The organism is Streptomyces sp. NPDC029296 (assembly GCF_055569255.1).
Window position 1 is genome coordinate 1 of the sequence record NZ_JBVHXT010000033.1, and the last position, 18,478, is coordinate 18,478.

The 18,478-nt window shown below is 72.6% G+C and carries 16 protein-coding genes; 6 read left to right on the top strand and 10 right to left on the bottom strand.

Translation table 11 applies throughout. The features are described 5' to 3' along the window. Positions 1-158 precede the first annotated feature (158 nt). Positions 159-1,442, top strand: a complete 1,284-nt coding sequence (locus tag ACZ4W9_RS26720; protein ID WP_467940047.1) for a cytochrome P450 — start codon at positions 159-161, stop codon at positions 1,440-1,442. A gap of 61 nt (positions 1,443-1,503) precedes the next feature. On the opposite strand, the gene ACZ4W9_RS26725 is transcribed toward ACZ4W9_RS26720, so the two are convergent. Together ACZ4W9_RS26725 and ACZ4W9_RS26730 are read right to left on the bottom strand one after the other, a co-directional pair. Then, positions 1,504-2,406, bottom strand: a complete 903-nt coding sequence (locus ACZ4W9_RS26725) for a LysR family transcriptional regulator (RefSeq protein WP_467940049.1) — start codon at positions 2,404-2,406, stop codon at positions 1,504-1,506. Positions 2,407-2,644: 238 nt separating this feature from the next. After that, positions 2,645-3,322 carry a type 1 glutamine amidotransferase domain-containing protein gene (locus tag ACZ4W9_RS26730; protein ID WP_467940050.1) on the bottom strand — a complete coding sequence of 226 codons (678 nt, stop codon included), beginning with the start codon at positions 3,320-3,322 and terminating at the stop codon, positions 2,645-2,647. A gap of 255 nt (positions 3,323-3,577) precedes the next feature. Between ACZ4W9_RS26730 and ACZ4W9_RS26735 the strand changes: the two genes are divergently transcribed. Both ACZ4W9_RS26735 and ACZ4W9_RS26740 read left to right on the top strand, forming a co-directional pair. Continuing rightward, positions 3,578-4,312 carry a type 1 glutamine amidotransferase domain-containing protein gene (locus ACZ4W9_RS26735; protein ID WP_467940051.1) on the top strand — a complete coding sequence of 245 codons (735 nt, stop codon included), beginning with the start codon at positions 3,578-3,580 and terminating at the stop codon, positions 4,310-4,312. A gap of 144 nt (positions 4,313-4,456) precedes the next feature. Then, a complete protein-coding gene (locus ACZ4W9_RS26740) occupies positions 4,457-4,744 on the top strand; it encodes a putative quinol monooxygenase (RefSeq protein ID WP_467940052.1) in 288 nt (95 codons plus the stop codon). 71 nt (positions 4,745-4,815) lie between these two features. Here the strand turns inward: ACZ4W9_RS26740 and ACZ4W9_RS26745 are convergent, their stop codons facing one another. From ACZ4W9_RS26745 to zwf, 3 genes are read right to left on the bottom strand one after another with little or no spacing between them, the layout of a single operon-like run. Continuing rightward, the gene (locus ACZ4W9_RS26745) at positions 4,816-5,502 is read right to left on the bottom strand and encodes a type 1 glutamine amidotransferase domain-containing protein (protein ID WP_467940054.1); all 687 of its coding nucleotides are present in this window, start codon (positions 5,500-5,502) and stop codon (positions 4,816-4,818) included. Continuing rightward, positions 5,499-6,461, bottom strand: a complete 963-nt coding sequence (locus tag ACZ4W9_RS26750; protein ID WP_467940056.1) for a glucose-6-phosphate dehydrogenase assembly protein OpcA — start codon at positions 6,459-6,461, stop codon at positions 5,499-5,501. The genes ACZ4W9_RS26745 and ACZ4W9_RS26750 overlap by 4 nt, the downstream gene beginning before the upstream one ends. Beyond that, positions 6,458-7,966 carry a glucose-6-phosphate dehydrogenase gene (zwf, locus tag ACZ4W9_RS26755; RefSeq protein WP_467940057.1) on the bottom strand — a complete coding sequence of 503 codons (1,509 nt, stop codon included), beginning with the start codon at positions 7,964-7,966 and terminating at the stop codon, positions 6,458-6,460. The genes ACZ4W9_RS26750 and zwf overlap by 4 nt, the downstream gene beginning before the upstream one ends. 563 nt (positions 7,967-8,529) lie before the next feature. On the opposite strand from zwf, the gene ACZ4W9_RS26760 reads away from it, so the two are divergent. After that, positions 8,530-8,775 (top strand): hypothetical protein, encoded by a 246-nt coding sequence (locus ACZ4W9_RS26760; RefSeq protein WP_467940059.1) that lies wholly within the window; start codon positions 8,530-8,532, stop codon positions 8,773-8,775. Positions 8,776-8,926: 151 nt separating this feature from the next. Here ACZ4W9_RS26760 and ACZ4W9_RS26765 read toward each other — a convergent pair whose 3' ends face one another. From ACZ4W9_RS26765 to ACZ4W9_RS26785, 5 genes are all read right to left on the bottom strand, one after another. Next, positions 8,927-10,138, bottom strand: coding sequence for an MFS transporter (locus tag ACZ4W9_RS26765; protein ID WP_467940060.1), 1,212 nt, complete (start codon positions 10,136-10,138; stop codon positions 8,927-8,929). 183 nt (positions 10,139-10,321) lie between these two features. Next, positions 10,322-11,071, bottom strand: a complete 750-nt coding sequence (locus ACZ4W9_RS26770) for an HAD family hydrolase (protein ID WP_467940062.1) — start codon at positions 11,069-11,071, stop codon at positions 10,322-10,324. Next, positions 11,071-11,625 (bottom strand): DJ-1/PfpI family protein, encoded by a 555-nt coding sequence (locus ACZ4W9_RS26775; RefSeq protein WP_467940063.1) that lies wholly within the window; start codon positions 11,623-11,625, stop codon positions 11,071-11,073. Before ACZ4W9_RS26775 ends, ACZ4W9_RS26770 begins: the two co-directional genes overlap by 1 nt. A 73-nt stretch (positions 11,626-11,698) precedes the next feature. Beyond that, complete coding sequence (locus tag ACZ4W9_RS26780; protein ID WP_467940064.1) at positions 11,699-12,487, bottom strand: cupin domain-containing protein; 789 nt, start codon at positions 12,485-12,487, stop codon at positions 11,699-11,701. A gap of 709 nt (positions 12,488-13,196) precedes the next feature. Then, complete coding sequence (locus ACZ4W9_RS26785; RefSeq protein WP_467940176.1) at positions 13,197-15,059, bottom strand: ABC transporter ATP-binding protein; 1,863 nt, start codon at positions 15,057-15,059, stop codon at positions 13,197-13,199. Between the two features lie 634 nt (positions 15,060-15,693). Here ACZ4W9_RS26785 and ACZ4W9_RS26790 point away from each other — a divergent pair. Continuing rightward, a complete protein-coding gene (locus tag ACZ4W9_RS26790; RefSeq protein WP_467940066.1) occupies positions 15,694-16,638 on the top strand; it encodes a hypothetical protein in 945 nt (314 codons plus the stop codon). A gap of 305 nt (positions 16,639-16,943) precedes the next feature. After that, a complete protein-coding gene (gene gdhA, locus ACZ4W9_RS26795) occupies positions 16,944-18,302 on the top strand; it encodes an NADP-specific glutamate dehydrogenase (protein ID WP_467940067.1) in 1,359 nt (452 codons plus the stop codon). The last annotated feature ends 176 nt before the right edge of the window (positions 18,303-18,478 follow it).

Consider the following 18,478-nt stretch of genomic DNA (forward strand, 5'->3'; position numbering starts at 1 on the left):
CGACCGCCGGCCCACCCCGATTGGCCACGTGCTGCACTGGTCGACCTGGCGCCGACGACGCCAGTATCAAGCCCGCATCAGCCACTACAAACGACGCGGACACAGCCCCTGAAAACTGCCCAGCACTCAGCACAAACACCGTTGCAGTACTAGCCCTGTTGCGCCGCCCCCTGGAATTCCTCGACACCCTGGCCGCGTACGACGGCCTGGTGGCAGTCCACCTGGGTCCCAGGCCCACCTACGTCCTGGCCGCCCCGGAACTGGTCAACCGCGTCCTGGTCACCGACGCGGCCCGGTACGCCAAGGGCCGCTCCTTCGAGAAACTGCACGATTACCTCGGCCAGGGCCTGGCGACGTCCGAAGGCTCCTTCCATCTCCGCCAGCGGCGATTGATGCAGCCGGCCTTCCACAGTCGCCAGATCGCCCGCTACGCCCGCACCATGGCGCGGATCGCCGCCGAACGGGCTGCTTCCTGGCGGCCCGGCCACATCCTCGACGTCACGCGCGAGATGCACGACCTCTCCCTTTCCGTGGTGACCGCGACGCTGTTCTCCACCGCGCTGGACGACGAGCCGAGCGCCGACATCCACCACGCCATGCCCATCGTCCTGCGCGGCATGTACACCCGCGTACTGGACCCCACCGACCTGTGGCACCGCCTCCCGACCCCGGGCAACCGGCGACTCGCGGACGCGCACCGGCGCCTGCGCCGCGCCATCGACCACCTCATCCGCACCCGGCGCGAGGCCCCCCGGACGGAGGACCCGGACCTGCTGTCGATGCTCCTCGCGTCCCAGGACGGCGACGGCGGCGAGGCCATGACCGACCGGCAGGTCCACGACGAGCTCATGACGCTGCTGGTCGCCGGTACCGAAACCGCCGCCGGGGGCCTCGCCTGGCTCTTCCACGAACTCGGGCGGAACCCGGACGTCGACCACGAGCTCCACACGGAACTCCGGCACCTGGCCGCAGGCTGCCCGGCGCCCGAGGAACTGACCCGGCTCCCGTACACCCGCCGCGTGCTCGACGAGGCCCTGCGCATGCGCAATCCCGGAGGGATGACCATCCGGCGGGCCGTCACCGACGTCGAACTGGGCGGCCACCACTTCCCCGCCGGCACCGAGTTCCTCTTCAGCGCCCTGGTCCTGCACCGCAACCCACGCCTGTTCCCCGATCCCACCCGCTTCGACCCGGACCGCTGGCTGCCCGATCGGCCGCCCGTCCCGCGCGGCGCGTTCGTCCCGTTCGGCGCGGGCGGCCACCGGTGCATCGGGGACTCCTACGCGCGCATGGAGATGACGGCGGTGACCGCGGCCGTGGTCGGCCGATGGCGCCTGGAACCCGTGCCCGGAGCGCGGGTACGGGGCGTCATGACCTCCACCAACAACCCCACCGGCCTCCTGATGCGGGCCCGGCCCCGGCAGGAGCCCGGTCCGGCCTGACGCGACCGGCCGCACGCTGACACGAGTGTCGCCGACGCCGACGGTGAGCGAGAAGGTCCGCTCAGGACCACAGGCGGCCCTTCAGCAGCAGGTGGCCGTGCAGGACGGTGAGGTCGGGCTGGGCCGGTTCGCCCTGGCGGAGCGCCAGATAGAAGGTGTTGATGGGCGGCACATCGGGTTCGAGGAGGGGGACGACCTCCCCGTCGGCGATCTCCTCGGCGCACAGGTAGGTCGGCAGCACCGAGATCCCCGCCGACGACTTCACCGCGGCCAGCGCTCCGCGCAGGTCGGGCACGACGACGGCGGGGGTCAGGGCGGGGGTGGAGTCGAAGACGGTCCGCCAGTAGCGGCGGATGATCGGCAGGGACTCGGCGTAGGAGATCCACGGAATGCCGTCCAGCGCGGCGGGGCCCTCGGCCTCCAGCTTCTCGCGCGGGATCCGCGCCGCCAGCTCGTCGGAGGCCAGCAGGACGAACTCCTCGTCGAACAGCGGCGTCGCGGAAAGCCCGCGGGCCCTGGGGCGGACCGTCGACAGGACGAGGTCCAGCTCCCCGTCGTAGAGCTGCGCCAGGAGATCGTCGGCCAGGCCGAACACGAACCGGAACTGGATGCCCTCGGGGATCAGGTCGCTGACCGCGGGGATGACCCGGGTCGTCATCAGCTCCACGGGGCCGCCGACATAGAGGGGCCGGCGCGGTGCCTCCTTGCCGAAGGAGGACTCCACGGTGTGGCTGAGCGCGTCGACCGGACCCTGGACCTGCCTCAGGAGACCGTCGGCCGCCGCGGTGGGCTGGGCGCCGTGCGGGAGCCGCTCGAAGAGCGGTCGGCCCACCTCCCGTTCCAGATTGCGGATCTGGTGTGTGACCGCCGGCTGCGACATGCCCAGCTTCTGCGCCGCCTTGGTGAAGGAGCCGAGGCGGTACACGGTCACGAACGTGCGCAGCCAGTTCAGTTGTACGGTCAAGCCATCCCCCGGTGGTTCCGCAGGCCATGCCCGCGCGGTCGTGCGGACAACCCCGGATCACAGTGACCCACAGTGCCAGCGGGGTCACGCAATCGGGGCAGGTGTGGCCGACATCACTTCGCGCTTGCCGGTGAGCCCGGCCGTGTGGTGCCCCAGGGCCGGGCGGGCGGAGCGAGGACGGGGGCGCCCGGGGGATTCGGCGCCGGTCCTCGCCCGGCCTGCCCGGCCTGCACCGGGATCAGGCCGTGGCGAGTTCCTCGACGACCAGCTCGGCGACGCGGGCCGCCGAGGCCGGGTTCTGGCCCGTCACGAGGCGGGAGTCGGCCACCGCGTGCGCGGCGAAGTTCGGGGCCTTGGTGATCTTCGCGCCGCGCTCGGCCAGCTTGGACTCCAGCAGGAACGGCACCACCTCGGTGAGCCCCACCGCGGCCTCCTCCTCGTTGGTGAAGGAGGAGACCCGCTTGCCGTCGACCAGGTAGCTGCCGTCGCCGAGCTTGATGTTGACCAGGCCGGCCGGGCCGTGGCACACGGCGGCGACGACACCGCCGCGCTCGTAGATGCCGGCGGCCAGCTCGGCGAGCTCCTTGGACTCCGGGAAGTCCCACATCGTGCCGTGCCCGCCCGCGAAGTAGATGGCGTCGTAGTCCTCGGCCCGCACGTCCTGCGGGGCCGGGGTGGCCGCCAGCGCCTGCCGGCTGCCCTCGTCGGCGAGGAAGGACGCCACGACGGCGTCGTCCGGGTTGACACCGTCCTGCGGAGCGGCGCCGCCCCGGACGGACACGTACGCGATCTCGTACCCGGCCCTGCGGAACACCTCGGCGGGGTGGGCCACCTCGGGGACGTAGAAGCCGGTCTTGCGGCCGGTGTCGCCCAGCGTGTCGTGGCTCGTCAGGGCGAAGAGGACCTTCTTGGACATGAGGGCTCTCCAGGAGTGTGGAAATGAGGCGTCATTGAATACGGACGACCCGTGCCGTCCTCGACGCCATCGAATCTAGGCTGCCGGACCAGGGGCTTCAAATATGGGATCGCATCGCCCCTATACGGCTCTTTATGGCGTGACGGATACCATTCCCCGGCCTTCAAGGGACCGTAAATCTGAAGTATGGTGCTCACCTGCGCCCGGCCGCCGGTGGCCTGCCACCTGGGCCGTGAAGTACTGGAAAGTGAGGCCATGATGCCCACCGCCGTCCGCACGGGACTCATTGTCCTGAGCAGTGTCGAGCGGCTGCCCAACGGCCGGCCCGCAGGATTCTGGCTCCCCGAGGCCGCATACCCCTGGCTGGCGCTCACGGCTGCCGGCTGGGACGTCGAATTCGTCAGCGCGGCCGGCGGCCGGCCCCCGATGGGCGGCGTCGACCGCTCGGACCCGCCGCAGCGCATGTTCCTGGAGGACGGCACCGTCCGGGCACGGCTGACGGACACCGCCACGGTCGACGGCCTGGAACCGGACGCGTTCGGCGCCGTCTTCGTCGCCGGCGGGCACGGCTCGATCCTGGACCTGCCCGAGCACGAGGGCCTGATCCGCTTCCTGTCCGCGTACTGCGCCGGGGACGGCGTGCTGGCCGCCGTGTGCCACGGTGTCGGCGCGCTGCTCAACGTGCGGCTGCCGGACGGCCGTCACCTGGTGGACGGGCGCCGCCTGACCGCCTTCTCCCAGCAGGAGGAGCAAGCCGTCGGCCTGGCCGAGGTGATGCCGTACTTCCTCGACGAGGCCCTGGTGAAACGGGGTGCCCGGTACGAGTCGGGTGAGCCGTTCACCAGCCATGTGGTCGTCGACGGCTCATTGGTCACCGGCCAGAATCCCGCCTCGGCGGCGGAACTCGCCGCGACGGCCATGCGGATCGCCACGGGTGCTCCCCTGCCCGGCGGCTGGGCGCGAAGGGCACCCCGGGCCGCGCGGGCCTGACCGGGTCGCCGTGTACACCGATGCATTCGGGCCAGTGATTATCGGAGTAATGCAATTCCCTATGTCCCGCCGCTGATCCAGTCGGCTCTATGATCGCAGTACCGTCGGGCAGAAGGCCGACCGGAATACCAAGGGAGCGGATCGATGCCGATTTACGTCGTCGCCAAATGGGTTGCCCGGACCGGCCACGAGGAGGAATTGGCGGAACTCCTCCCCGCCGTGTCCGAGGCGAGTCGCGCCGAGCCCGGCTGTCTGTCGTACCAGCCGGTGCGGTCACTGGACGATCCGCGGGCCTTCGTCCTTTTCGAGAGCTATTCCGACGAAAGCGCGCTGGAGCGCCACAAGAGCAGCGACCACTACCGGCGGCTGGTGACGGAGGGGGCCGTCCCGCTGCTCGCCGAGCGCGAGGTGGCCCTCTACCGGGAGGTGTGACGTCACCGCGCGGGCGGAACACCGCGGAGCCGGCACCGCGAACGGTGCCGGCTCCGTACTGTCCGCCGCGGTCAGGCCGCGAGCAGCTCCGCGACACGGTGGCCCAGCGGTGCCGCGGACGCGGGGTTCTGGCCGGTGACCAGGCGGTCGCCGACCACCACGTGCGGCTGCCGGCCGGGGGCGCAGGAGTACGCCGCGCCGTTGGCCTCCAGCGCGTCCTGGAGGGAGAAGGGCACCACGGTGTCCAGCCCGCGGGCCGCCTCGCCCTCGTTGGAGAAGGCGGTGACGGCCTGGCCGGCCAGCAGGTACTCCCCCGTGGAGAGCCGTACGTCGACCAGCGCGGCCGGGCCGTGGCAGATCGCCGCGACGACGCCCCCGGTTCCATGGACGGTACGAATGAGCGTGTGCAGGGCGTCGTTGCCCCGGAAATCCCACATGGTGCCGTGGCCGCCGACGAAGTAGACCCCGCGATAGTCGCCCGGATCCACTCCTTCGGGGCGCGGGCAGTGGTCGAGAAGCGCTCCGCCTTCCGGGTGCGAGAGAAAGGCCCGGTGCGTTTCGTCGTCGGGATCGTGTCCGATCACGGGCGGCCGTCCGCCCGCGACGGAGACGAAGTCCACCGCATGACCGGCATCGCGCAGAATCCGCCACGGTTCGACGGTTTCCCCCAGGTGGAAACCCGTTGGACGGCCGGTCGCACCGAGGCTTCCCCGGCTGGTGAGGACGAAAAGGACGCGCTGCCCGGCGGATGTGGTCATATCGGCTCCAGAGTCATCGTGTCGGTGGTCGTCGTACCGGTGGTCTTCGTGAAGGCGGTCGTCGTGCCGGTGGAGGGGAAAAGGACGGACGCGTAGGCGGGGTCGGGGCCGAAGTGGGCCGCCGCCTCCCGCAGTACGGCCGCGTCCGTGATGCGCGGGCGCGCCAGCCGGTAGGTGCCGTGGGCCCCGGCGGCCCACACGGCATGGTCGTCCGTCAGGTGCAGCGACACGGGCCGGGGCCCCGCCAGGCGCACCCCGCTGATGCCCCGCCCGCCCGGCAGGGACCCCAGCGCGGTGGGGATCCGGGCCCGCCCGGACAGCCAGCGTGCCAGCAGCAGGGCCGAGGCGTCCTGCCGCGCGCCGTGCAGCACGCTCGCCGCAGTCCAGGGGCCGGGCCTGTCCCGCAGCAGCGCCAGCAGCGAGGCACGCCACCATCCGGTGCGGATCCACGCCAGGTCGACGTCGCCGGGGGCGTGGTGGCCGGCCCCGCGGGTGAGGGCGGCCACCGGGTGCGGGTCCGTCGCCGTGTCCACCAGCCGCAGGTCGGCCGCCCGGCCGAGCGGCGTGCGGGCCGGCGCCCGGGGCGCGTCGTACGGCCACCACACCACCACGGGCGTGTCGGCCGGGAGGAGCGGCAGGACCGCCGCCTCGGGGTGCCGGGACAGTTCTCCGCGCAGCCGCAGCACGATCGTCTCCACGACCCCGCAGCGGACTTCCGCGTCCAGCCCCGGCTCGGCGGCGCGCCCGGCGGCCACGGCGACGATCACCCTGGACGGTGTCCCCGCGAATGCCTCCCGGGCCACCGTCAGGGCACGGTCGGCGTGCGCCCGGTCGGCGACGACGACGAGCGTGAGCACCAGGCCCGCGGCCGGGGCGCCGAGGGCGCGGCGGCCCCGCACCAGGGCCTGGTGGATCTCCGCGGCGGTGGTGTCCTTCAGGTCGGTCGGGTCGGTCCTCATGGCCTGCGCCAGCTCCGTCCGTCTCGTGCGAGCATCTCGTCCGCCTCGTCGGGCCCCCAGGTGCCGGCCCGGTACGGTACCGGCCTGCCGTGGGTGGCCCAGTACTCCTCGATCGGGTCGAGGATCCTCCAGGACAGTTCGACCTCCTCCGTGCGCGGGAAGAGGTTGGCGTCGCCGAGCAGCACGTCGAGGAGGAGCCGCTCGTACGCCTCCGGGCTGGACTCCGTGAAGGACTCGCCGTAGGCGAAGTCCATGGACACGTCCCGGATCTCCATCGAGGTGCCCGGCACCTTCGACCCGAACCGCACGGTCATCCCCTCGTCGGGCTGGACCCGGATCACGACCGTGTTCTGTCCCGGCTCCCGGTCGAACGGCGCGTGCGGGGCGCGCTGGAAGACGACCGCGATCTCGGTGACGCGGCGGCCGAGGCGCTTGCCGGTGCGCAGGTAGAAGGGGACGCCCGCCCAGCGGCGGTTGTCGATGCCCAGCTTGATCGCGGCGTAGGTGTCGGTGGTGGAGTCGGGGTCGATGCCCTCCTCCTCCAAGTAGCCGACGGCCCTCGCGCCGCCCTGCCAGCCGGCGGTGTACTGGCCGCGCACGGTGTCACGGCCCGGGTCCCCGGGCAGCCGGACCGCGCCGAGCACCTTGGCCTTCTCGGCGGCGAGCGCGTCGGCGCCGAAGGAGGCGGGCTCCTCCATCGCGGTCAGCGCGAGGAGCTGGAGCAGGTGGTTCTGGATGACGTCACGGGCGGCGCCGATGCCGTCGTAGTACCCGGCCCGGCCGCCGATGCCGATGTCCTCCGCCATGGTGATCTGCACGTGGTCGACGTAGGCACGGTTCCAGATCGGTTCGAACACGGTGTTGGCGAAGCGCAGCGCCAGGATGTTCTGGACGGTCTCCTTGCCGAGGTAGTGGTCGATGCGGAAGACCTGCTCCGGGTCGAACACCTCGTGCACGATCGCGTTCAGCGCGCGGGCGCCGGCCAGGTCGTGGCCGAACGGCTTCTCGATCACCGCCCGCCGCCAGGAGCCCTCGGGCGCGTCGGCCAGGCCGTGCCTCTGCAACTGCCGTACGACCACCGGGAACACCTTCGGCGGCACCGACAGGTAGAAGGCGAAGTTGCCGCCCGTGCCCGGCAGGGACCGCATCTCCTTGCGCAGGAGGCGGAAGGCGGCATCGTCGTCGGCGTCGCCCTGGACGAAGCGCAGCCCCTCCTCGATCTGCGCCCAGACCTCGGCGCGGAACGGGGTACGGGCGTGCACGCGCGCCGCCTCCCGGGCGAGGTGCACGAAGTCCTGGCCGGTGGCCTCGTGGCGGGCGAACCCGATCAGCGAGAAGCCCGGCGGCAGCAGCCCGCGGTGGGCGAGGTCGTAGACGGCGGGGATGAGTTTCTTCCTGGACAGATCGCCCGTGATGCCGAAGACGACCAGGCCTGACGGCCCCGCGATGCGCGGGAGCCGCCGGTCGTGGCCCTGGGCCGGAATCCGGGCGGCCGATGATGACACTGTTCCTCAGCCTCCGTCGGACGGCGTCGGCCGGACAGCCGGACGCTCGTGATGTGGGAGTCCTGCCGGGTGGAGCAGGCGACGCTGGTGGCGACGGACCGGCCGCCCCGGACGGCGACGGCCGTGGGGCCGCGGAACCCGTCCGCCGCCGTGAGCACGGTCGTCGTACGGCCGGGGGGCCGGCCCGCGGCAGCGAGCCGTCCTTGATGTCCGTGACCGGGGCGGTGTCCCCGCGCCCGGTGCAGGCGAAGTCGTCCACGGCTCCGAGCCCGGTGGCGGCGGCCCGCGGGGTGCCCGGGGCGCCGTTTCCCCGCACGGGGATGCGCGGCAGGGAGCAGGCGTCCGGGTCGGCCGCCCGGACGGACCCGCGGCGCACCTTCACCCCGTTGACGCCGGGGAAGCCCGCGGCCGGGGCAGGGGCGTTCGAGGGGTACCAGGCGGTCGCGGCACCGCCCCGCGGCGGGACGCGCCGGATGGTGGCCCACGCCGGGCCGGCGGCGCGGATCCGGCCGGTGCGTCCTTCGCCGGCCCGCCCGTTGAGCGGGGCGCCGGCCGGGAGGGCGGTGATCCGCGCCGGGCGCCGGCCCCCGGTGATCCGCCAGACGCCGGCCGCCTCGACCTGGCCGGTGCTCGGCGTCACGCACAGGGAGCCCGCGGCGCGGGGGATGCCGGCGGCGAAGACCCCGCTGTGCGGCGCGGGCGTGTCGTCCTCCTCCGGCGCCAGGTTCTCCGGCGGCCGGCTGCCGGCCGGCGCACAGGTCCGGACGGGCGAGCGTGTGCACCGCTGGGTGCCGTGCGTGCCGTCGTGAGCCACCGCGGGGAGCGCGGGGACCGCGGCGGCCGGGGCGACGAGGGGCGGGCGGAGCCGACGGGCGGACTGCATGGCATGCCTCCGGAAGGAGCGGGGCGGGAGAAGGAAAGGGGGCGCGCTCATGCGGCGGGCGGCTGCTGCCCCGCCGCTCACCCGGCCGGCGTCAGCCTGGCGGTGGCGGCCACCGCGCCGGCGGCGAGCAGGACGGCGGCGGACAGCACACCGAGGGTGGCGTGGTAGGAGGCGCCCGCGGCCAGGACCTGGCCGAGCGAGGCCCCGATGAACAGCACCGTGGTGTTGACGGAGACGGCCGCTCCCCGCGCGTACGGCACGATCTGGTGCAGCAGGCCGACCAGGCCAGGGACGACGAGGCCGATGCCGCCGACGAAGACGACGGTCCCCGCGATCAGCACCGCGGACGCGGCCGTGACCTGGGCCAGCAGCAGGCCGCACAGCGCCGTGAGGAAGCCGGACACGGCCAGGAAGCGCGGACCGCGTCCGCCGGCGAGCCGGTTGACGACCGGGGCGACGGCCAGGCCCAGCGCGCCGATGCCCTGCACACCGAGCAACTGACCGCCGGTGTAGCCGAGACGGTCGCCCAGGTGGACGTCGAGGACCGCGTACAGGGCGACGAAGCTCCCGAACACCGTGAGCGCGGAGGCGAACACCGCGAGCGCGGCGGGCTCCCGCAGCAGGCGCCGCAGCGCGGCGAGGACACCGCGCACGCTCGCCGAGGCGTCGGGGGCCGACGGGGCGAGCAGCCGGTACAGCGCGATCGCCGCCGCCGCGTACAGCAGGGCCGGGATCCAGAAGGCGGCCCGCCACGCGCTCTCGGTACCGAGCGACTGGCCGTACGCCTGCCCGGCGAGGCCCGCGCCGAGCAGCCCCGTGGTCAGTACGGACAGCGCGAGGGGGCGGCGGGCGGCCGGGGCGTGCTCGGCGACGTAGGCGAGCGCGACCGGGGCGAAGCTGGCGGCGGCCAGGCCCTGCAGGACCCGGAAGGCGAGGAACCAGCCGAAGGACGGGCTCAGGGAGGTGGCCGCGGTGGCGACCGCGGTGGCGAGGGCGCCGAGGGCGAGCGTGGGACGGCGCCCGTACCGGTCGGACAGCGGGCCGAAGAGCAGGAAGCCCACCGCGTAGGCCAGCGAGAAGGCGCTGCCCGTCCAAGCGGCCGACTCGCCGCCGACGTGGAAGACGCCGCGCATGGTGTCGGCCACGGGGATGGCCAGGTACAGCTGTGCGGGGACGGCGACGGCCAGGAAGGTCAGCAGGCCGAGCTGGACCCCGAACGCCGTACGCGGCACCGCCGGCTTCGGGGGGTGCACGGGCGTGGGCGAAGTGATCGGATCTGCGGCGGTCATGATCGAGGACTCCGGGCTCGGACGGGACGGACTGGGGGTGACGGCAAGGAGGAGACAGGGCGGGCGCGGGCTGCCCCGGAGGCGGTGGTCGCCTCCGAGGCAGCCCTGGCGTGGCCCTGAGGTGGCGTCAGGGCCCCCTGGGGTGGCCCGGGGGGCCCTGGGCCGGCCCTCGGGTGGCCTGGGTCAGGCCGCCACGGGGGTGAGCGAGGCGAGGTCGGCCAGGTGCAGCGGCGTCAGGGCGAGCCGCTCGGCCTCGGCGCGGTGCTCGGGGGTCTGGTAGCCCCACTGCGCCCACCGGACGCGGGCGCCGGTGCCGGCCACCCGTGCCGCGTTGGTGAGGTTGTCGTCGACGAACGTCACCCGCTCCAGCGGCACGCCCCAGCGGGCGCCGACCTCGCGGACGGCCTCGGCCTTGCGGGCGCACTCGCCGAACACCTCGGCCACCGTCCCGTCCAGCCCATGGTGGGCCAGGATGGCGTGCACGGAGCCGGCGTCCTTCGCGGTGACGACGACGACCGATCCGCTGTAGCGCCGCAACAGGTCGGGGATGCCCGGATACAGCGTGTGCAGGTCCAGCCAGAACTCCGGCTCCCGCGTGCGCAGCCATTCCCGCGCGCGGGTGGCGGTGTCGGTGAACCGCCGTACGTGGTCCGGCGACAGGGCGTCGAAGAGCCGGTCGAAGTCGGCCTGCGCGGCGATGCCGGCGGACTCCGGCAGATGCGCGACCACGAAGTGGTCGAGCAGCCGCGCGTAGTCGCGTACCGTGCGGAATCGCGCCACGAACTCCTCCGGTACGGCCTCGAGGTGCTCCGGGCCGGTCAGCGACGGGTCGAGCGGGTGAACGCCCAGCCACGTCACCAGCGCGCACTCCTCCAGGGCGTCGCAGACGACCCCGTCGAAGTCGAGGGCGAGCAGTTCGCCGGGAGCGGTCATCACGCGGCCTGCTTCTCGGTGGCGATCTTGTCCGTGGTCTCGAACACCGCGCGCATGAAGGCGCCCATGTAGCCGTAGTAGGAGCAGGTGATGATGTTGCCGTCGACGATCACGTCGCTGTCGACGACATCGGCGCCGGCGTTGATGACGTCGTCGCGCAGCCCGATGTAGGCGCAGGCCCTGCGGCCCTTGAGGACGCCGGCGCTGACCATGATCCAGGGGCCGTGGCACAGGCCCGCGACGACCTTGCCGGCCTTGTCCATGCCGGCCACGAAGTCGAGGACGAGCCGGTCCTGGCGGACGCGGTCCGGCGCCTCGTGACCGCCGGTGAGGATCACGACGTCGTACTCGTCGACGGCGAGGTCCTCGAACGCGATGAGCGGACGGGCGGTCTTGTCCATGGGCAGCGGAATTCCGTACTTGCCGGTCACGGCGTCCGCGTTCTTCGTCGCCACGTCGACGTGCCAACCCTCCTCCAGGAGGCGGTAGTAGGTGAAGACGACGTCGTGGTCCTGGAAGCCGGGGCCGGTGATGATGACAGCGTTGCGCGACATTTCTTTCTTCCTTTTCCTTCGGTGCCGCTCTTTCGATACGACCGCTGGAACGGCCGAATTCCCCTGCTGTTTGTCAGGCGTTCCCGCTGATGCAGAGATACTGCTTGTCGGTCTGCGGGCGGCGGGTGTCCTCGGGGTGCCCGGTGAGGATTTCCACGTCGCGGTTCACGGCGCCCGCAATGTGCAGCGGAATGTAGAAGAGGTCCCGGTCGCTGGGGCGGTAGAAGATGTCCATCCCGGTGCGCAGGTCGAACCGGAAGCGGCCGTCGGGCGTCCGGGCCCGCATCTTCGTGTTCGGATAGGCGGGGACGCTGCGCATGGGGTGGCGGGGCTCCTCCACGGAGACGGTCTCGTAGCCCTTGCCGGTGCGGTCGTACTCGTCCTGGAGGCGGATCAGGTCGAACTTGTTGCGGGGCACCTCGACCTCGATGAGCTCCAGCGGGTCGTCACCGGTGTTGCGGGTGCCGTGGAAGGCGCCGGGCGCGATGCGCAGGATGGTGCCCGCCCGCACCGGGACATCCTCGCGGTCCACGCCGGTCGTGACACCCTGGCCGCCCAGGCAGAGCAGGTAGGTCAGCTTGCGGGGGTGCACGTGCACCGAGGTGCCGGCCCCGCCGACGATGTGCAGCGCCCACAGGTCGAAGAAGTCGTCGACATAGGCGCGGTACTCGTACCCCCAGGGCTTGGGAATGACGTCGTTCAGGTGAGCGTCCTCGTCGAACTGCTCGTTGTGTGCGCGCGCTCCGTCCCGCAGCAGCCGCTGGAGCTTCAGAATGTCCGCGCGTCCCGCGTCGAGGCGAACGGGCAGATAACTCGGATGGGTGGCCGCGGTTGGTGACGCAACCTCTTGGACGACAGTCACTTTTCCCCCTCATGGACTGAAGTCGTCTTCCGGGCCGGGGCCCGCTGTCGGGAACAAACCTAATCAGCCATATCGCCGGTCGCTCAAATAAGAAGTTCTTGGCCGGGTATAAAGAGCTCTGGCGGAATATGGAGTTCCCGACTCCAAGTTGCCGTTCTGTTGCGGGATTGTCCGCCTCCGGTTTCCCGGACGGCCCGCGTTTCATTTGGCCCGCGGCGCCCTCGGGCGGGCGGGAGGCGCGGCGGACGCTGTGGAAACGGCCGGCCTCCTCGCGACCGGAGGGGCCGCCGCCAAGGGGGCGCACCGCATCGATCGTGTAACGGCGCTCGCGCTCGCCGGTGAAGCCGCGCCGCGGACGGGTACGCGCGGGGTGCGCCATGGTGCGTAGGCCGTCCTCGGCCAGAGTGCGTACGACCGGCTCGTACGACACCGCCCGCAGCGCGAACGCGGTGACTGGAACGGGACCTTGCGCCCCCTGAGACGCCCGCCCGCCGGGCCGGGCTGCTCGGCCCACGCGAGCAGGCTCTGGCGGCCGACTCCGACTCTACGGCCCGGCCGACCGCCACGAGCGGGGCGTCGGGGTGCTCACGTGGCGCTGTGGGCATCGGCGTGCGACGAGCCGACGTGATACCGGTGGCGCCGGCTCACCCGCACGGTCCGGGCGGTACCGCCTGGTCCGGCATCGCCGTCGCCGCCGCCATGGGGCGGCTCATGCGCGTTCTCCCGTCGTCTCGCCGTCCGGCTCGGACGTGACCTGATAGGACAGCAACTGCCGGAACAAGCCCGGCTGCCGGGCGAGCTGGGCGTAGGTGCCTTCTTGCACGATCCTGCCCTCGTCCAGGACGACGATCCGGTCGGCGACGGCGACATTGGTGATGCGGTGGGTCACCAGCAGCACGACGCGGTCCCGGGCCAGATTCCTCAGCCGCTGGAAGATCCGGTACTCGGCGCGGGGATCGAGGTTCGCCGTCGGCTCGTCCAGCACCAGCAGCCCGGCCGGCCGGAAGAACGCCCTGGCGAGGGCGATGCGCTGCCACTGGCCACCGCTCAACTCCTCCCCGCCCAGCCATTCGCGGGCCAGGAGGGTGTCCAGCCCGGCACGGAGCCGGTCGACGACCTCGTCGGCGCCGGCGGCCTCACACGCCTCACGCACCGCGGCGTCGCCGCGCGCCGTGGGCTGCCCCTGGGTCACGTTCTCCCGCACGGTCAGCGGCCAGCGCGCGTACTCCTGCGGCACCAGGGCGACCTGCTGCCACAGGGCTTGGGGGTCGACGTCACCGGTGGGCACACCGTCCCACAGCACCTCGCCCCGGGTGGGCAGGTACAGGCCGCCGACCAGTTTCGACAGCGTCGACTTCCCCGAGCCGTTGAACCCGACCAGGGCGGTGACCTCGCCGCGCCGCAGCGTCAGCGACACCCCGGACACCGCGTCACGGTCCTCGCCCGCGTAGCGGTGGGTCACCGACTTGATCTCGATCCTCTCCGGCGGACCGGGACGGTGTGAGCCGCGGCGCAGGCGGAAGCCCCCGGCCTGGTCGAGGAAGCCGCTCCAGTCGTCCATGTACAGGCCGGTGCGCACGGCACGCGCCCCGACGGCGACCAGGCCGCGGACCGCCTGACCGGACGTCTGCAGGGCGAAGACGGCGGTGCCGGCGTGCCCGACACTGATGCTGCCGGTGGCCAGCAGCCACACCACCGCGGCCCATACCACCGCTGATCCGAGCCCTCCGCACAGTGCTCCGAGCAGGGACATGCGAGCACCCTGGTCGGCCGCGGCCCGGTCCTCGCGGTTGATCCGGGCGACCGTCTGCCGGTACCGCCCGGACAGGAAGCCGGCCATGGTGCCGGCGCGGATCTGGTCGGCGGCCTCCCTGGTGTAGATGTGCCAGCGCAGCACCGACAGCATCCGCTGGTCGCCGTGGCTGCGCAGGTTCGCCAGGTAGCGCGCCCGGGCGGCACCGACCTGGGCGAGGGCCTGGGGCAGGCTGGCCGCGACCAGCAGCGGCAGCAGGATCCAGTGCACGCCGGCCAGCACGAATGCGCCGGCGAGGAAGGCGGCACCCGAGGCGATCAGGTCCTGGCCCTCGTCGATGAGGTCGCCGGTGACCTGCGCGCCGCGGTCGGCGGCCTCGCGGGCGCGGTTGAAGTCGGGCTCGTCGTAGGCGCACAACTCCGCTTCGGCGCAGCCGGCGAGCAGCATCTGCTCCGCCTCGCGGGACATCAGCGGACCGAGGCGCGCCGACAGCCAGTTGACGGTGATCCCCAGCAGGGCACGCATGGCGGCAGCACCGGCCAGCAGGGCGACGGGCGGCCAGGCGTCGAGGAGCCGGTCGTAGATGTCGCCGCTGGTCAAAAGCGCGGTGAGGGTGCCGCTGATGGCGACCAGCCCGAGGGCCTGCATCACGCCGGCGGCGGCCTGGCACAGCAGGAGGCCGACGGTCGCCCGGTGATCGACCCGCCAGGCCAGCGCGAGCGAGCGGCGCACCAGCTGGGGCAGGCGCCGGGCCATGTCACGCATCCTGATGGACCGGCCGGCCGCCTCACGGCTTCCCGTCAGGTCGACGTGGCGCATCTGCGGATCCGGCACGGGTGTCCGCGCCGCGCCGCCCGGCCCGCCCGCGGGGGAGTCGTCGGGCCGGTCCCGCGGCACGGCGGACGGTGCCGGGCCTTCGGGGGTGGCCCGCGGTCCCGGGACGCTGCCGGCTGGTGCATCGGTGGGTTCGTTCATGCCGCCCACCCCTTGCCCAGGCGTTTCGTGACCACGGCACCGTCAACGCCGTGCCGGGTGGTGTCGGGGTGCCGTTCGATTGCGGGAGGCCGCGGCGCGGGAGCGGGCTCGGGGTGCATGGTGTCCTCCGTCTGGGCGTCGGTCTGGCACAGGTGCTCTAAAAAACGCTGTCGACCGGGTCGCGTCACGGTCCGGCCGGAGGCATCTCGTGAACGCATGTTCCAAGGCCGGGGCGGGGCCATGAGGGCTCCGGGCGTTCCCGACTCAAACTCGTTCGATCAGGGTTGCTCACTCCTTCAGGGGATTGCCGCCCGCGCGACCTGGCGGTGCCCGTTGACCGGAAGGGCGAGGGAGCAGGCGGCGGCCGACACCGGCCACGGGGACGGCCCCGCACTCGATCGGCCACGGCATGCCACACCAGGGCGAAGGACCGCCCGGGCGGCACTAAGATCTCCGAGCCGGGCATCCAGGGGGGAACATGGCCATCGACCCAGTCGACACCGCCGGGCCGGCGAAGTCGAAACCGCAGAGGTACAAGCGTCTGAAGGAGCGTCACGAGGAGCTCGCGCAGCGATGCGCCGAGGAGGACGCCGCCCTGCGGAAGGCACGGCAGACGCTCCACGACGAGGCACTCGTCCCCTTCCACGATCTGCTTCGGCGTCTCCAGCACGTGGATCTGGTCGAACCGCCCGCGATCGAAGACCCGACCGTCCACGACGAGGGGGGCATCGATCTCCCACGGCCGCGCAGGAGTGCCGTGCCGTCCGCTGTCGCCAAGCTGGCCGGCGGCGTGGCCCTCGGGGTGGTCGGCCACCTCGTCGTCAGCCGGGTCGCCGAGGCAGGAACCCTGCGCGTAGTGCGTACCTTCTGCACCGCTTCCACCGGCAGGGCGATCAGGACCCTGCACGGGGCGGCTGCCCGCAGCGCGGCATTGGCGCGGTTGGCCGGAGGTTCCGAAGCCGTCGGCGGCGGCGGGACGGCGGGCGGGGCGAAGGTGCTGGCCGAGATCCGGACGACCTCGGCCGACCTCTGGCGGGAAATCGTCGTGAGGTGGCAGGCCCAAGCGCTCACGGACGCCCGGCAGCACAGGGCGAGGGACCTGGAGCGGTGGAGCGAGGCGTTGGACGCGGCGTCCGCCCTGTGCGAGCGCGGCACGGCCATGCGCTGTGTCCTGCAGGACCTGCGGTCCCTGCTGGTACGCGGGCTGCCGTCACTGACCGCGCTGGTCGAAGCGTGTGACGACTTCGCCCGGTACGACTCTCGTCAGCGCGCGGAGGTGTCGGCGATGATGGATCTCGCCGGCTTCGCCGGCCTGGTCGTGCAGTGCCCGATCGCCGATGCGGACGGCCGGGTGACCGAGGAATCGGGACGGGTCGTCGACGACGTCCGGGCATGGCTGCGGGCGATGGAAACCGAATCGTGAGTTCCGGGCCCCGGCCGGTCCGCGCGGACAGGGTCGCCACGGGAGAACCGCTGACGGAACGCCAGGCGGCTCCGGGCACGGCCGTAGGGCCGTCGCGACGGCCTGTGATCTCAGACTCCGGACAGTTGCGCACCATGCTGGCCTCGGGGTTTACACAGGGGTAACACTGAGGGGCCGGCCGTTTCCGGAGGTCAGGGTGACACCTGACGAGGGGTCCGGGGCGGCCCCGTCCTGCGCGCGGCAACGGAGCCGGGCGCCCCTTCGCCGGTCTCGTACCGGTGACAGCCGTGCCAGAGAGGGACCCTGTGACGACCCGAGACCAGAGCAAGACCCGGCTCGACGCCCTGCGTGCCGAGATCGAGCGGCGCAATCCCGCCCAACCCGAGTTCCACCAGGCCGTGCACGAGGTGCTGGACACGCTGGCGCCGGTGCTGGCGGCACGGCCGGAGTTCGCCGAGCCAGGCCTCATCGAGCGGCTGTGTGAGCCGGAGCGCCAGGTCATCTTCCGCGTGCCCTGGCAGGACGACCAGGGGCGCGTGCACGTCAACCGGGGATTCCGGGTGGAGTTCAACAGCGCGCTCGGCCCGTACAAGGGGGGTCTGCGTTTCCACCCGTCCGTCAACCTCGGGATCGTCAAGTTCCTCGGTTTCGAGCAGATCTTCAAGAACGCGCTGACCGGTCTCGGTATCGGCGGCGGCAAGGGCGGCAGCGACTTCGACCCCCACGGCCGCAGCGACGCGGAGATCATGCGGTTCTGCCAGTCGTTCATGACGGAGCTGTACCGGCACATCGGTGAGCACACCGACGTGCCGGCCGGTGACATCGGGGTCGGCGGACGCGAGATCGGCTATCTGTTCGGGCAGTACCGGCGGATCACGAACCGCTGGGAAGCCGGCGTCCTGACCGGCAAGGGAACAGGGTGGGGCGGTTCGGCGATCCGGCCCGAGGCCACGGGATACGGCAGTGTGCTGTTCGCGGCGGCGATGTTGCGCGAGCGCGGCGAGGACCTGGAGGGCCAGACCGCGGTCGTCTCCGGCTCCGGCAACGTCGCGATCTACACCGTCGAGAAGCTGCTCGCCCTCGGTGCCAATCCGCTGACGTGCTCGGACTCCAGCGGGTACGTCGTCGACGAGAAGGGCATCGACGTCGACCTGCTCAAGCAGGTCAAGGAGGTCGAGCGCGGGCGGATCGAAGAGTACGCCGAGCGGCGCGGGACCTCGGCCCGGTTCGTGCCGGGCGGACGCGTCTGGGAGGTACCGGCCGATGTCGCGCTGCCGTCCGCCACCCAGAACGAACTGGACGAGAACGACGCGGCCACGCTCGTGCGCAACGGCGTGAAGGTGGTCGCCGAGGGCGCGAACATGCCCACCACGCCCGACGCGGTGCACCTTTTCCAGCGCGCGGGGGTCGCCTTCGGCCCCGGCAAGGCCGCCAACGCGGGCGGGGTCGCGGTCAGCGCTCTGGAGATGGCGCAGAACCACGCGCGCACGGCCTGGCCGCCGGCCCGGGTGGAGGAGGAACTGGCGCACATCATGCGTGACATCCACGCGACCTGCCACGAGACCGCGGAGCGCTACGGCGCCCCGGGTGACTATGTCACCGGCGCGAACATCGCCGGCTTCGAACGGGTCGCCGACGCCATGCTCGCCCAGGGCGTGATCTGACGCGGACGACCGCTCCGCGCGCCGCCCCCGTCCCTCCGGCGTCACCATGGGCCGGGGCGGACGGGGGCGCGGACGGACCGGTGGCCGGGGGGGGGGGGGGGGGGGGGGGGGGGGGGGGGGGGGGGGGGGGGGGGGGGGGGGGGCCGGGGGGGGGGGGTGGGGGGGGGGGGGGAGAT